This is a genomic window from Saccharospirillum alexandrii, assembly GCF_043641555.1.
GTDB lineage: Bacteria > Pseudomonadota > Gammaproteobacteria > Pseudomonadales > Natronospirillaceae > Saccharospirillum > Saccharospirillum alexandrii_A.
This window is the reverse complement of record NZ_JBHZRJ010000006.1, coordinates 50,295-64,112: the sequence shown is the minus strand read 5'-3', so window position 1 is coordinate 64,112 and position 13,818 is coordinate 50,295. Positions and strand designations below refer to the sequence as shown.

Annotated in this window: 15 protein-coding genes; 10 read left to right on the top strand and 5 right to left on the bottom strand. The window is 56.1% G+C overall.

Annotated features, from left to right (window positions below; genetic code table 11):
* Positions 1 to 180: 180 nt before the first annotated feature.
* The 5 genes from ACHUE7_RS19335 to ACHUE7_RS19315 all read left to right on the top strand — a co-directional run bounded on the left by ACHUE7_RS19335 (position 181) and on the right by ACHUE7_RS19315 (position 4,732).
* Positions 181 to 1,140 carry a Bug family tripartite tricarboxylate transporter substrate binding protein gene (locus ACHUE7_RS19335; protein ID WP_394171522.1) on the top strand — a complete coding sequence of 320 codons (960 nt, stop codon included), beginning with the start codon at positions 181 to 183 and terminating at the stop codon, positions 1,138 to 1,140.
* A gap of 18 nt (positions 1,141 to 1,158) precedes the next feature.
* Positions 1,159 to 2,658 carry a tripartite tricarboxylate transporter permease gene (locus tag ACHUE7_RS19330; protein WP_394171521.1) on the top strand — a complete coding sequence of 500 codons (1,500 nt, stop codon included), beginning with the start codon at positions 1,159 to 1,161 and terminating at the stop codon, positions 2,656 to 2,658.
* A complete protein-coding gene (locus tag ACHUE7_RS19325) occupies positions 2,645 to 3,109 on the top strand; it encodes a tripartite tricarboxylate transporter TctB family protein (RefSeq protein WP_348476986.1) in 465 nt (154 codons plus the stop codon). Before ACHUE7_RS19330 ends, ACHUE7_RS19325 begins: the two co-directional genes overlap by 14 nt.
* Positions 3,110 to 3,145: 36 nt before the next feature.
* Positions 3,146 to 4,138 carry a PhnD/SsuA/transferrin family substrate-binding protein gene (locus ACHUE7_RS19320; protein ID WP_394171520.1) on the top strand — a complete coding sequence of 331 codons (993 nt, stop codon included), beginning with the start codon at positions 3,146 to 3,148 and terminating at the stop codon, positions 4,136 to 4,138.
* A 114-nt stretch (positions 4,139 to 4,252) separates the two neighbouring features.
* Complete coding sequence (locus ACHUE7_RS19315) at positions 4,253 to 4,732, top strand: MarR family winged helix-turn-helix transcriptional regulator (RefSeq protein WP_394171519.1); 480 nt, start codon at positions 4,253 to 4,255, stop codon at positions 4,730 to 4,732.
* Here the strand turns inward: ACHUE7_RS19315 and ACHUE7_RS19310 are convergent.
* Positions 4,713 to 6,350, bottom strand: coding sequence for a glycoside hydrolase family 13 protein (locus ACHUE7_RS19310; protein ID WP_394171518.1), 1,638 nt, complete (start codon positions 6,348 to 6,350; stop codon positions 4,713 to 4,715). The genes ACHUE7_RS19315 and ACHUE7_RS19310 overlap by 20 nt on opposite strands.
* A 161-nt stretch (positions 6,351 to 6,511) precedes the next feature.
* On the bottom strand, positions 6,512 to 6,655 hold the full coding sequence (locus tag ACHUE7_RS19305; protein WP_394171517.1) for a hypothetical protein: 144 nt from the start codon (positions 6,653 to 6,655) through the stop codon (positions 6,512 to 6,514).
* Between the two features lie 181 nt (positions 6,656 to 6,836).
* On the opposite strand from ACHUE7_RS19305, the gene ACHUE7_RS19300 reads away from it, so the two are divergent.
* Positions 6,837 to 7,274: an Rrf2 family transcriptional regulator gene (locus tag ACHUE7_RS19300; RefSeq protein ID WP_394171516.1), complete on the top strand. Its 438-nt coding sequence runs from the start codon at positions 6,837 to 6,839 to the stop codon at positions 7,272 to 7,274.
* A gap of 145 nt (positions 7,275 to 7,419) precedes the next feature.
* Here the strand turns inward: ACHUE7_RS19300 and ACHUE7_RS19295 are convergent, their stop codons facing one another.
* Together ACHUE7_RS19295 and ACHUE7_RS19290 are read right to left on the bottom strand one after the other, a co-directional pair.
* Positions 7,420 to 7,641, bottom strand: coding sequence for a hypothetical protein (locus ACHUE7_RS19295; RefSeq protein WP_394171515.1), 222 nt, complete (start codon positions 7,639 to 7,641; stop codon positions 7,420 to 7,422).
* Between the two features lie 144 nt (positions 7,642 to 7,785).
* On the bottom strand, positions 7,786 to 8,967 hold the full coding sequence (locus ACHUE7_RS19290) for an NnrS family protein (protein WP_394171514.1): 1,182 nt from the start codon (positions 8,965 to 8,967) through the stop codon (positions 7,786 to 7,788).
* 88 nt (positions 8,968 to 9,055) lie between these two features.
* Between ACHUE7_RS19290 and ACHUE7_RS19285 the strand changes: the two genes are divergently transcribed.
* The 3 genes from ACHUE7_RS19285 (at position 9,056) to ACHUE7_RS19275 (ending at position 11,501) form a co-directional block, all read left to right on the top strand.
* Complete coding sequence (locus ACHUE7_RS19285) at positions 9,056 to 9,436, top strand: SirB2 family protein (protein ID WP_394171513.1); 381 nt, start codon at positions 9,056 to 9,058, stop codon at positions 9,434 to 9,436.
* 67 nt (positions 9,437 to 9,503) lie between these two features.
* Positions 9,504 to 10,595, top strand: coding sequence for an NAD(P)/FAD-dependent oxidoreductase (locus tag ACHUE7_RS19280; protein ID WP_394171512.1), 1,092 nt, complete (start codon positions 9,504 to 9,506; stop codon positions 10,593 to 10,595).
* A gap of 135 nt (positions 10,596 to 10,730) precedes the next feature.
* Entirely contained in the window at positions 10,731 to 11,501 is a 771-nt protein-coding gene (locus tag ACHUE7_RS19275) for a sulfite exporter TauE/SafE family protein (protein ID WP_394171511.1), read from the top strand.
* A gap of 9 nt (positions 11,502 to 11,510) precedes the next feature.
* On the opposite strand, the gene ACHUE7_RS19270 is transcribed toward ACHUE7_RS19275, so the two are convergent.
* Positions 11,511 to 12,236 (bottom strand): tellurite resistance TerB family protein, encoded by a 726-nt coding sequence (locus ACHUE7_RS19270; RefSeq protein ID WP_394171510.1) that lies wholly within the window; start codon positions 12,234 to 12,236, stop codon positions 11,511 to 11,513.
* Between the two features lie 252 nt (positions 12,237 to 12,488).
* Between ACHUE7_RS19270 and ACHUE7_RS19265 the strand changes: the two genes are divergently transcribed.
* Positions 12,489 to 13,817: a DEAD/DEAH box helicase gene (locus ACHUE7_RS19265; protein ID WP_394171509.1), complete on the top strand. Its 1,329-nt coding sequence runs from the start codon at positions 12,489 to 12,491 to the stop codon at positions 13,815 to 13,817.
* Position 13,818 lies beyond the last annotated feature (1 nt).

Sequence of the window (13,818 nt, the reverse complement as noted above, 5' to 3'; positions counted from 1 at the left end):
AATATATCGATTTAGATATATAAAAACGTCTAAATTTCATTTTCCAAGCGACAACTAGGAGCGTAGCTTTTGCTCATGGTCGAACGACGTTCCTCATGAAGGATCGGCTGGCCAGGCGGATCTCGCTTTGGTCCGGTAATTGACGCAAAACCTGACAACAACAAATAAAGGTAGTGGTCTATGAAAATTAAAACAGCCTTGCTGTCGGCAGTTGCCGGCATTGCACTCATGTCGGGTGCTCAGGCCGATGTTGATCCGTCTGACACCGTATCCATTGTTGTTCCTTATGGCCCTGGTGGTGGTTTCGATCGTGCAGTCAGGGGCTTCGCTCCCTACTTCAGTGAAGCTCTGGGTGGCGCCAACGTTATTACCGAGAATATTCCGGGTGCGGGTGGCCAGCGCGGTTCCACTGAAGTGAGTCGGTCTGAACCGGATGGCCTGACACTGGGTATTTTTAACCTGCCGGGCTTTGCGTTGCCGGCCATTCTCGGTGAGGAAGTCGGCTACGATTTGCGGGAACTCAGCTGGATTGGCCGTCTGGAGTCGGACGACTATGTGCTGATTGTTGCTGCTGACTCGGACATTCAAACGCTCGATGATCTGATTGCAGTGGATGACCTGATCATTACGTCGACCGGATACGGCTCTACCGTGCTCGCAGCGCTGCAGATCACGGCCAGTGAACTGGGTCTGGCCGAGAAAGACCCCATCTATTTGTCTGGTTATGGTGGTACAACCGATGCAATCGTGGGATTGATCCGGGGTGATGGCCAGGTCAGTATGGCGCCTGTGTCGTCCGTAACCCCTTATCTGGAATCCGGTGATGTTCGTGCACTGGCCATGTCCGGTAACCAGAGCCTGTTTGAAGGCGTTCCGACATTTGCCGAAGCAGGGTACCCGGGTTTAACGCCATTGAATTTGCAGCGCTCCATCGCCGGTCCTCCGGGAATCGATGACGCAACCCTCACGCAGTTACGCTCCGCGTTCATGGACGTGGTGCAGAATGAAGAGTATCTGGAATACGCCAAGAGCATTGGCATGAACATGTCTCCGATGAACGGTGCTGACACCGCGGCCGACATTTCCAGTAGCTTTGAGTTCTACGAGCGTTTCAGCACCAGTCTGCAAAACCCTAACTGATCAGCGGAACCAATACCCATGCTCGACTCTTTTGTGACGGCGACGCTGTATCTCGCCGACGGTGTCACCCTGATGTATTTGATGCTGGGGGTCCTGGTGGGCCTTTTGTTCGGCATTATCCCCGGTTTGGGTGGCGCGACAGCCATAGCGCTGTTGCTCCCCCTGACCTTTGGTATGGAGCCTGAGCAAGCCATCACATTGATGGGTGGTATTATGGGGTCGAGCGCCATTGGTGGTTCTGTTACGGCCATTCTGTTAAATGCACCTGGCACTGCGCCCAATGCCGCGACCTGTTTTGACGGCTACCCTCTGACCCGACAGGGAAAGGCCGGACTGGCCATCGGGGCAGCGGCAACCGCATCCTCTCTGGGTGGTATTGTCGGGGTGGTTGTCTTGGTTGCGATACTGCCCATGGCCAAGTCACTTGTGTTGCTATTCGGCCCTCCGGCTTTTTTTATGCTGGCTGTTCTAGGTCTGGTTTCACTGACCATTTCCAATAACAATATGTTGCGTGGCCTGATCGCTGCCGCCTTGGGGCTGTTTATCGGCTTCGTTGGTTACGACGACATGGGCGGTACTTTGCGGTTTACCGCAGGCATCGATTACCTGTGGGATGGCATTAAACTGGTCCCCGCCCTGATCGGACTCTTTGCGATTGCCGAGATGATCCGGTTAATGGTGGAGGGTGGAGCCATCTCCAAAGTTGATCGCAATGAGTTGGGCGAGGTGAAGGGTGTAGGGGCGGGATTTAAAGCGGTTTTCAAGCATCCCAGAACTGTTCTCAGCGGTTCGTTTATCGGTACTCTGGTAGGTATCGTTCCGGGTGTTGGTGGAACAGTCGCCTCATTTCTGTCTTATTCATTTACGGTGCAATCGAGCCGTGACAGCTCGCAGTTTGGCAAGGGTGATATCCGCGGCGTTATAGCCCCGGAAGCCGCAAACAATGCCAAAGACGGGGGCTCCCTGATTCCTACTCTGGCCTTTGGCATACCCGGTAGCGCTGAAATGGCGTTGTTTCTGGGTGTGCTGGTTTTGCACGGCATGCAGCCTGGCCCATTGCTTCTGATTGAGCGTGAATGGAGTTTACTGGTATTGATCATTGCCTTGTTGCTGGCAACAATAGCTTCGGCCTGTGTGATTGCTGTGGCGACGAAGTACCTGATCAAAATCACCTTTATTGACTCGTCTATATTGATCCCGACTGTATTGAGTATCGCTCTGGTAGGGGCTTATGCCCTGGAGGGTTCCCTGGGTGATGTGATCATGGCCGCTGTGTTTGGTGTCATCGGTTATGTCATGATCCGGCTGGATTATCCACGAATTACCCTGGTCATTGCCATTGTTCTGGGCGGGATGATGGAACGCAACTTTATCCAGTCGATGCTGATGTTCCGCAGCGACTGGACCGGATTTTTTCGAGACACGACAAGTCTGGTAATTTTTATGATTATTGTCATGGCACTGGCATTACCTGTTTTAGGGCGGATTCGCAGGAGGGTACGCAATGCCAACGCTTAATTCACTGGCCCGTCCGACGGTATTGATTTCTTGTTTCATGCTGATGCTGGCCATCACCCTACTTTACCTGTCACAGGGGTTTGGCCGATCCAGTGGCATGTTTCCTCGATTTATCGGCTGGGTCTTTGTTGTATTGACAGCGGCCGACGTCGTCGTTCAGTTGGTTGCCTGGTACCAGCGTAAGTTGCCCGCATCCACCGAGACAGCGATTACCTTCAAGCAATTGAAGTCGATGGGTTGGTTGCTGGGGCTGGTCGTTGCACTGTCTATCTTTGGTTTCCTGATAACCATCCCCGCCTATATTTTTACGTTTCTGACCTGGCGTGCCGGGCACGACAAACGTCGTTCTGCCCTCATAGCAATTGGCGCTCTGGCCTTTGTGTGGGTCATTTTTGTCTGGTTACTGGACTATGAACTGTATGCGGGTCTGTTACTGAACAACCTTAGCTGAGCGTTTGGCAGGTGGGATAACTGAGGAATCGGATCTATGAGCAAACTGTCACTATCAATCGCCATCGGGAATTACGACCGGATGAGACCTCTGGTCGATGGCAACGTTCAGATAGACGGCGTGGACCCTGTGTTTATGCTGCATGATCCAGAAGAAATCTTTTTCCGTGCGTTTCGCCATGCAGACTTTGACATTACTGAATTGTCGATGAGCAGTTACACGGTGAAAACGGCGAACAATGATAGCCCTTATATAGCGGTGCCTGTGTTTCCTTCCCGTGCGTTCCGCCATACGTCGATCTACGTGCGCACTGACCGGGGTATTGAGACCCCGGCCGACCTGAAAGGAAAGCGAGTTGGGGTGCCTGAATATCAACTCACCGCTAACGTCTGGGTTCGAATGATTCTGGAAGAGGACTATGGTGTTAAACCCAACGACATTACCTGGGTTCGGGGCGGCTATGAAGAGCCCGGCCGGGTAGAGAAAATCAATCTCAAGCTGACAGGGGGCACTCAGGTCGTCAATGTGCCTGACGGTGAAACCATTAGCCACATGCTGGCGATGGGTGAGCTCGATGCGGTTATCGGACCCCGTGCACCGTCTTGTTTTACTGAGGGCAACCCGAACGTTGGTTATTTGTTTGCCGACCCGATGGCCGAAGCGAAAGCATGGTATCAGCGTACCGGACTGTTTCCGATCATGCACACCCTGGGCATTCGAAAAACGCTGGTGGCACAGCACCCCTGGCTACCTTTCTCTGTATTCAAGGCGTTTGAGAAATCGAAACAGGTGGCCTTGCAGCATCTGACCGACACCTCGGCGACGAAAGTGACACTGCCTTTCGTGGAAGATCAGTTGCGATCAGCCAGGCTATTGATGGGTCAGGACTTCTGGTCTTACGGCTTCGAGCAAAACCGCGAAACGCTGGCCCGCTTTCTGGCACAGCATCACAAAGAGGGATTGTCGAGTCGTCTGGTGTCACCTGAAGAGCTGTTTCATCCAGCTAGCATGGAAAGTTTTAAAATATAGCCAGGTTAGTCTTACTCTGATCTGGATGAGTCTTGCAGAGGTTCAGTCTGGTGACTGGACCTGAATGGTTCCCTGTGCAACCATTCTGCCAGGCTCTACCCGGAAAGACACCCCATGACACATTATGCCAGCGACGCCCAGTTCGATCTGGACCAATTCCTGCCTTACCGCCTCAACCGCCTGGCGGATCAGATCAGCGAGCAACTGGCGCATCTGTATGAGTCGTCGTACTCGCTGACCATCGCCCAGTGGCGGGTTCTGGCCTGGCTGAATCAGTGCGGGGTGCTCACCGCCAAGCAGATTCGGGACGCCACGCGGATGGATAAAGCCAGAGTGTCGCGCGCGGTTCAGGTGCTGGCCGACCGGGAACTGATCAGCCGCAGCCCCGACCAACAGGATCAGCGCGCTCACCACCTGCGGTTAACGGCAGCCGGAAACGCCTTGCTGGAGCAACTGCTGCCCGAGGCTCAGGCCTGGGAAGCATCGCTACTGGCAACCTTGACGGGTGCTGAACGCCAGGCGTTGTTGCAGGCGATGGCCAAGCTGGAAAAGGCGCTCGGCAACTCGGGTGCCGCTACCTCAGCGACGCAATAAAGGCATCGTAAGGTGCCAGTTGCAGCTGTTGGCTGATCTCGGTTAGGGGCGTGCCGCTGCAAATGAGAACCCGGGACGATTCGGTTGGCACGTTGCCTGGAAGTTGCAGCGTCAATCGCTCGGTTGACAGGTTACCCACCACCAGTAAAGTTTCAGAATCGGTTTTTCGCAGGTAAGCGAATACTTGGGGGTGATCCGCAAACAGCAGTTCGAACTGACCATCGACGAGCGTTGCATTGGTTTTGCGCAACTGGATCAGTCGTTGGTAGTGATGGAAAATGGAGTTCTGGTCTTCCAGGCTTTGCTCAACGTTAATGGTGGTGTAATTCGGGTTCACTTTCAGCCAGGGTTTGGCCGTGGTGAAGCCGGCATTATCGCTGGCATTCCAGTGCATCGGCGTACGCGCATTGTCGCGGCTGTTTTTGTGAATGGCGGCCATCAGCGCGGTCGGTGAGTCGCCCTGTTCGAGTCGTTCTGTATAGAGGTTGCGGGTTTCGATGTCCTGATAGTCGTCAATCGACTCGAACGCTACGTTGGTCATGCCAAGCTCTTCACCCTGATAAACATAAGGCGTGCCTTGCATGCCATGCAGCACGGTGGCCAGCGCTTTGGCCGAGGCATCACGGTAAGTGCTGTCGTTGCCGTATTTCGACACCGCTCTGGGCAAATCGTGATTGTTCCAGAACAGTGAATTCCAGGCGTTGCCGTCCAGTTCCGTCTGCCATTTGGCGAACACCTGTTTGAGCGCGACCAGGTCGAATTCGCGCGGCTTCCATTTGCCGTGCACCGGGTCGAATGTCAGTGTGATGTGTTCGAACTGAAACACCATCGACAGTTCTTCGCGTTCGGGCGCTGAATACAGCCGGGCGGTTTCGGGGGTGACGCTCCAGGTTTCGCCTACGGTGAGGGCATCACGACCTTTCAGTGTGGCCTGGTGTATGGCCTTTAAGTGACTGTGAAGGGTGGGGCCGTTGGCGAGCACTTTGTTGTCGACATCCTTGCCAATCAGGTCGATAACATCCATGCGAAAGCCGGCGATGCCACGGTCGAGCCAGCGGTTCATCATTGCGTGTACGGCGTCGGGAACGGCCGGGTTGTCCCAGTTCAGGTCCGGTTGTTTGGTTGAGAACTGGTGAAAATAATAATCGTTGGTGGCCGGGTTGAAGGTCCAGGCCGGGCCGCCGAAGTAGCTGCGAATGTCGTTCGGCAGCGAGCCGTCCGACTGTGCCTCGCGCCAGATGTAGTAGTCGCGGTAGGGGCTGTCTTTTGATTGACGAGCCGACTCGAACCAGGGGTGTTCGTCCGAGCTGTGGTTGACCACCAGATCCATGATGATCTTGATATCGCGCACCCGGGCCTCGGCTATCAGCCGGTCCATATCGGCCAGGGTGCCGAATTCGGGTGCTATGTCGTCGTAGTCGGAAATATCATAGCCGTTGTCGTCCATTGGTGATTTGAACACCGGTGACAGCCAGATCACGTCGATGCCAAGCAGGGCAAGGTAATCCAGCTTGCTGATGATGCCATTCAAATCTCCCATGCCATCGCCGTTGCTGTCTATAAAGCTGCGCGGGTATATCTGATACACCACAGACGTTTTCCACCAGGGGTGTGCCATTGTCAGGCTCCTGTTCACGGTTTTAAAAAGTGAACACAGCCTAGCCGTTTAACCGCCACAGGTGTAATGGTATTGCGGTCGTCAGGGTTGATTTACGAGTGGTTTGAGTGGGGGTCGGGCAGGCCACGCAGGGTAGGCGTGACCTGTCAGGTGCGGGGGTGTCAGTGATCGTGTTTGTGATGATCCCGCTCAATGGCGCCGCCAACGGTGTTGGCTGGCTTTTGGAGGTCGGATGGCTTATTGCCGACTTTGGCGGCCTTGGGCTTTTTCTTTTCCTTGTGGCCTTTGTTCTTTTCTTTACTCATGATGATGGCTCCGTTTTTAGTTCACGGGAGAGCCTTTTGGGAGCGTTCTCCAGCCACAGGTATAGCCTAACTGCGGCGGCTGTCAATCCGGCCAGAAACATTTTTTTCTGCGGCCTATAAAGCGCTATTTGGCATTCATGTTATATTTGAACGCATAAGCAATCTGGCTAGGAAACGCTTCATGCACATCACCCGTTACTCCGATTACGCCCTGCGCGTGTTGATTTACCTCTCTTCCGACCCGGAACGCCTGACGACGATTCAGGCCATTGCCGACAGTTACGGCATTTCTAAAAGCCACCTGATGAAGGTGGTGAACCAGTTGAATCAGTTGGGGTATGTCAGCGCGGTGCGGGGCAAAAACGGCGGGCTGCGACTGGGGCAGGACCCGGCGAACATCAACATTGGAGTGGTGTTTCGTGAGACTGAAACCGACATGAACCTGGTCGAGTGTTTTTCTGCAGCCAACGAATGCTCCATAGCGCCGGTCTGCAATTTGAAAAACATACTGAACGAGGCACGCACGGCGTTTCTGACAACGCTTGATCAATACACCCTGGCCGACCTGATTCAACCCAGGAACCAGGTCGACCTGACCCGGATACTGCGGATTGTCTAGCAGGCTGTTGAAATTCAAAGGATTTCAGCCGCCTGCTACCGGGACATGGACGTTCCGGCAAAATTGAGAAGCAAAAATCGCAATTTTTGGTTCTCGTGTGTTGAAAAAGGCAGGAAGCCTTTTTCAACAACCTGCTAACTGAACGTCAGTGCGCCTCTAGCCCCAGGCTTTTTAGCGAGTGCAGCCGCAGCACATAAGAAAGCTTGAATACCGCAGGAAAGACCAGCATCAGCACGTGTGACAGTATTTGCACCCCCAGGCTCTGATTAAAATCCCAGACGTAGGCATTCAGGGTGGCAACCAGGAACCCCAGAGCAGCCAGTAGCATAAGGGTGTGGGCCAGTTCCAGTCTTTGATGAGCGTCCATAATAGTCTCCTGTTATGTGGAGGAGCCATAAGCGGCTCGGTTCTTATAAAGATTCAGATTAGATGAATCTTTATAAGAGTCATTATGTATATATCTTTTTGGGTGTCAAGACACGAATTGGTTCGCGGTTCTCCGGCCAGGTCGTTATGGCCGGGGCGCGTCGGGACGGGGCGTGATCAGAATCGTCGTATAGCAGGCGAGAAAGACACCAAAGGCGAGTATCCAGGCCAGCGCAGAAAAGTTAACGGCCCAGCGATAGTCGAGCCATTGTGCCGATGCCGCCAGGCGCAGCAAGGTCGCCAGAGTGACCAGCCAATAACTCCAGATGGCATGCCGGGGCAGTTTTAGCGGCCGGCCAGTGTGACCCAGTGCGACCCGGGTCATCACACCGAGAATCAGCGTGGCCATGGCGCCCAGCCCGAGGCTGTGTTGCCAGAAATGAGTGGCACTCAGCAGTGACATATCGCTAAAGCCACGGAATACCAGCGACAGGGCCAGCCAGGCGTAAGCCAGATGCAGTACCCAGAGCAGGGGTTCGCGCCCGGTGCGCACGCCTTGCCAGAGCGCCAGACGCAGCCCGTTGGTTAGTCCGGCAAACACCGCCAGTGGCCCGGTGACACTGCTGCTGACAGACAACAGATCCAGCGGGATCATCAGCACGATACTCAGCAGCGCTGCCCGGTCGAGCCAGACTGGGCGACGAACCAGACTGTTACTGCCGTTCAGGCGCAGCCAGTTCCCGGTAAAGGCCGGTACGATGCGCCCGGCAATGATGGCCATTAACAGGGTGACCAGGCTGAGGCCCAGTTGCTCACCGCTGTTTAGCAAATAGCTTGAGCCTGTGATAAAGCCCAGGTGCATCAGGCCATTGCCCGACATTAATACGGTCAGCACGCCAACCAGCATCAGGTTTCGGTGGTTCTTGTGGTTAACCAGTACCACCGCCACATAGGCTGCCAGTGTCGCCAGAAACGAGAGGTCTACCAGGGCGACCAGCCAGGCCGGCCAAACGCTGGCGGCCAGAAACATCAGTCGACCAGCCACCCATAACAGCAGCAAGGCCAGCAACTTTCCACCCGCCAGCGGCCTTGCGCCGGTCCAATTGGTCATGGCGGTCAGCAGAAAACCGGCTATGGCGGCCGGTACCCAGCCATAGAGCATTTCATGGCTGTGCCAGTGCAGCGGTGACCAGCCTAAGGGTATCGACCAGCCGCCAAACAGGTAAGCGACCCACGCCAGTATGGCGACGATGGCGTACAAGGCGTTGGCCAGAAAAAAGGGTCGGAAAGCGTAGCTGAGCCAGGCGGCGGGTAATGGGCTGGGCATAATGATTTCCTCTAAAGAAGCATATAGAATGCATCTTATTATGACTGAGCTACATTGTCATTAGACCAACCAATGAGCAGAGGGCAGCATGGCCTACGGATTCATTCGCGACCTTCACGTCACCTTTGTAGTGATCAGTGGTCTTTTCTTTGTTGTACGGGCCGTCGCTTCAGTACTGGGCGCTGCCTGGTTGCAGCAACGCTGGGCGCGAACCCTGCCGCACCTTGTTGACACCCTGTTACTGACACTGGGCATCTGGATGCTGGTCCGGCTTGGCCTCTGGCCAACGGAACTGCCGTGGTTAACGGTGAAGCTGATCGCCCTGGTGTTGTACATCCTGCTGGGAGCCTGGGCGATAAAGCGCGCCAGAACGCCGTGGGGCAGGGCGTTATTCGCGGTGCTGGCGCTGCTGGTGTTTGGCTATATGGTGTTGGTCGCACTCACCAAGTCGGTTGTACCCTGGGCCTGATGTGCCGGCCGGGGCCGAATCGGGTAAACTTCAGGTATTCATTGTTGTTGTAGATTGTTGAAACCCCATGGATGTCATTGTTATTGGCGCCGGTGTCGTCGGCCTGGCCATAGCCCGACGCTTTGCGATTGCTGGCCAGTCGGTCATGGTGCTGGAGCAACACCCCACGCCAGGCCAGGAAACCAGTTCGCGCAATTCCGAAGTGTTGCACGCGGGTATTTACTATCGCCCGGGGTCGCTCAAGGCCCGGCTGTGTGTGCGGGGGCGTGAGCAACTGGTCGCCTATTGCCAGCAACGCCAGGTCCCGCATCGTCTGCTGGGCAAACTGATTCTGGCGACGGACGAACCGGGGGAAACAACGCTGGCCAAACTGCAGGCTACGGCGGCGGCCAACGGCGTGTCGCTGGAAGACCTGTCGCAGCCGCAAGTGGCGAAGTTGGAACCCGAGGTTGCCTGTCGCCGGGCACTCTGGTCGCCGAACACCGGCATTATCGATTCCCACGCACTGATGCTGGCGTTTCAGGCCGATATTGAAGCCCATGGGGGCGATGTGGTTTGCCATCACCGGGTTGAGCGAGTGATGAAGCAGGGTGATCACTGGCAAGTGTCGGTGGTCGACAGCGACGGTGAGCGTTCGCAAATAGAGGCAACCAGGGTCATCAATGCGGCGGGCCTGGGGGCTCTGGCTGTCGCGCGCTCGGTGGCGCCGGCGTTGCCGGACGTGCCAAGCGCCGCCTACGCCAAAGGCTGTTACTTCGGCTACAGCGGCCAGTTGCCCGTGTCGCACCTGCTTTACCCAACGCCTGAGCCGGGCGGACTCGGTATTCATCTGACGCTCGATCTGAATGGCCAGCCTCGCTTCGGGCCCGACGTCACCTTTCTCGACAGTGACGAGCCGGACTATGAAGTCGACCCGGCCCGCGCAATTGAGTTTGCCCGCGCTGTCCAAACCTATTTACCCGGTATTGATCCGGGCAAGCTGGTGCCGTCTTATGCCGGTGTGCGGCCCAAGGTTCGATTGTCGGGAACGCTGGCGGATGATTTTGTACTGAGCACCTCGCCCGCACACCCGGGCCTGATGAACCTGTTCGGTATCGAATCCCCCGGGCTGACGGCATCGATGGCACTGGCCGATGACGTCTTTGAACAAATGCGATAAACAAGGCAGTACCGGCCAACGCTTGCAGGCAACGCGTTGGGCAGGTGAAACGCACTGTATTGCTCGCGTTGCTGGTAATCCACCGTTCAGTCGTTAACCTTGACGTTCCTCTTCCAATCACAGAGCCAATACTGAATGACCTTTCAAACCCTGCTGTCGCTGTTGCCCTGGCTGGCGCTGATTTTTATGGCGTCAGGCATGGTGAAGGGAATTTCGGGTTTCGGCATGCCCTTTATTGCCATACCGGCATCTACCATTCTGTTTAATGTGCCCATTACCCAGGCCATGGGCTGGGTGCTGGCTTCCGGGTTTGCCACCAACATTGTGCAGCTGGCGCAGACGCGCAATCAGTGGCGGGTGTTGGGTCAGATCTGGTTATTGGTGGGTGTGTTGTTAACGACCATGGCGATGACAGTGCAGCTGCTTTCGGCACTGAACACCCATGTGTTGTCGATGGTGCTCGGCGGGGTGATGATCATTTCCATCGCGGCGCAGTTGTCGAACCCCCTGAAAGTCTCGCCTGAGAGAAAGGCAGTGCTGTATGTCATCAGCGGTTTTTTCAGTGGTCTGTTTGGCGGGCTGACGTCGTTTTTCGGGTTTCCTTCGCTGCAGGTTTTGATCGCCTCTGGATTGCAGAAAACCGAGTTCATTTTCGCCGCGAGCTTTGTGTTGTTTACCGGCACCATCGTGCTGGCGGTAGGCCTGGGCAGCCAGGGTCTGGTTACCCGGTACGACGGCCTGATGTCGGTGCTGCTGTTTGTGCCCGCTGTGCTCGGCATGCTCATAGGCCAGCGCCTGCGGGACCGGATGTCGCCACAGGTGTTTGCCCGAGTGGTGTTGATGCTGTTGCTGGCCACAGGGGCCAGCATGTTGATACGGGGTTTAGTGGGGTGGCTGTCGGCGTGACGCCGACCGTCACGCCATGCCGGTGACCTGGTTGTCCAGCTCTTCAACCAGCGCCGGGTCCAGTTTTAACTGCCGCGCCAGCTCGCCGAGATACGCCTTTTCCATGTAGTTCTGGTCATCAATCACCAGCAGGCTTGCCAGGTACATCTCTGCGCCCATTTCCGGTGTTGTGGCCGCCCGGGCTACGTCAGCGGGGTCGAGTGGCTTTTGCAATTCCTGGTTGAGCCACCGGGTCATCTCGGCATCGTCACTCAGTTTCTCGAACTCACCATCGATCAGGGCGCGCTCCTTGTCGTCGATGTGACCGTCGGCCTTGGCGGCCCCGATCACGGCGCGCAGAATGGCATTGCTGTGCTGTTCCGCCTGGGCATCGGGCAGGCGATCGACGGTTTGCGGTTCGCCCTGGGGGGCACTGGCCTGGTTTTGCTGATAGTTGCTGTAGGCCTTGTAGGCCACCGCGCCCAGTGCCGCCAGGCCGCCATACATGGCCAGGTTGCCCGCCACTTTACCCCCGGTTTTGCGCAGCTTCTTGTTGCCCAGCAACAACCCGAGCGCGCCACCGGCAAGCAGGCCACCGCCAGCCCCGGAAAGCAGGCCGCCAGCGTTGCCGCCAAGCAGGCCCGACAACTGGGAAGCCTTGTCAGTCGCCACGTTTTTAGCCTGGCTGACAGAGGGGTTTTGCATCAGATTGCCACCGGATTGAAGCAACTGGTCGATCAAACCACGTGTATTCATTGTGCGTCCTCTGGGTTGCTGTTCTTTGGCACAGCGCTCGCTGTGGTATTACTCGCCCACAATCTATCAATAAAACGATAGCCTACCGATAAACCGATAGCGGGTAATCGATCTGACGGAACTTTTACCTGACAGTCAGTGCGGCTGTATGCACGGTTGGGGAGTCGTTTGCCGGTGCGGGTCTGCTATACTCGCCGCCAATCCGTGGCGCATGAACCGCCCAGTCTTTCAGATCAATAGGGTAACCATTCAGTGTTTGATGAATTAGACATCGTCCCACCGCTTTCCGCTGCGTTAACCAAGCACGGCATTCTCGAAGCCACCGACGTGCAGGAAGCGGTGATACCGCGCATTCTGGACGGCAAAGACCTGATGGTCAGCGCCCAGACCGGTAGCGGCAAGACCGTGGCTTTTGTCTTGCCTATGGTGTCGATGTTCAATCGTCGTTCGTCGCCCAATACCGGCATTCGGGCGCTGATACTGGCGCCGACGCGTGAGCTGGCCCGTCAGATTCAGCAAGTGTGTCGCCAGCTCGGCAGTGCCATCAATGTGACCAGCCTGAGTATCACCGGCGGCGCCTCGTTTCAGGAGCAGGCTGCGGAACTGCGCAAAACACCAGACATTCTGATCGCCACGCCGGGCCGATTGAAGGAACATCTGGAGCGGCGCAGCCTGGAGCTGTCTGACATCGAATTCCTGGTTTTTGATGAAGCCGACCGCATGCTCGACATGGGCTTCCGGGATGATGTTATCGCCATTACCGAACATTGTTCTCCGACTCGCCAGACGCTGCTGTTTTCAGCAACGCTGGAGCATGGCGGTGTGCTGGCTATGGCCAAAAAACTGCTGCACCAGCCGGAAACGATATCGCTGCATGCCTCGCGCTCGGTGCCCGATAACATTCGTCAGCAATACATGCTGGCGCATGACGATCGCTTCAAGGAAAAACTGATCTTTGCCTTGTTGGATGAAAACCCCAACCAGCAGGTCATTATTTTCACCAACACCATCGTCAAAGCTGAACGGCTGCATTCGCTGTTACTCAGTGGTACTCGCCGCTGTGGCATTCTGCATGGCAACCTGACCCAGGAAGAACGCAACGCGGTGGTCAGCGGCATGCGCAGCGGCAAATATAAAGTGCTGGTCACTACCGATGTCGCCGCACGCGGTCTCGACTTGCCCAGTGTTGAACTGGTGGTGAACTTCGATCTGGCGCGCAAGGGCGATGAATACCTGCATCGCGTCGGCCGCACCGGCCGGGCTGGCCAGCCGGGCAGAGCCGTCAGCCTGATCGGCCCGAACGAATGGGACCTGATGGCCCGCATTCACAAATACCTGGGCGCCGGCTTCGGTAAAACGACAATGCCGGGCCTCACCAGCACTTACCAGGGGCCGGCCAAGGTACGGGCCTCTGGCAAGGCCTATGGCAAGAAGAAACCGAAAAAGCCCAAGGGCAAAGATAAAGCCAAGGTCAAAAAACCTGCCAAGTCTGGCCCGCGCCCAAGCCGGCCAAGCGCCCCGACCGAAGACCGAGACGGCGGCTACAAGCCGATGAAACGCAAAAAGCCCGCGGCTGAGTAAG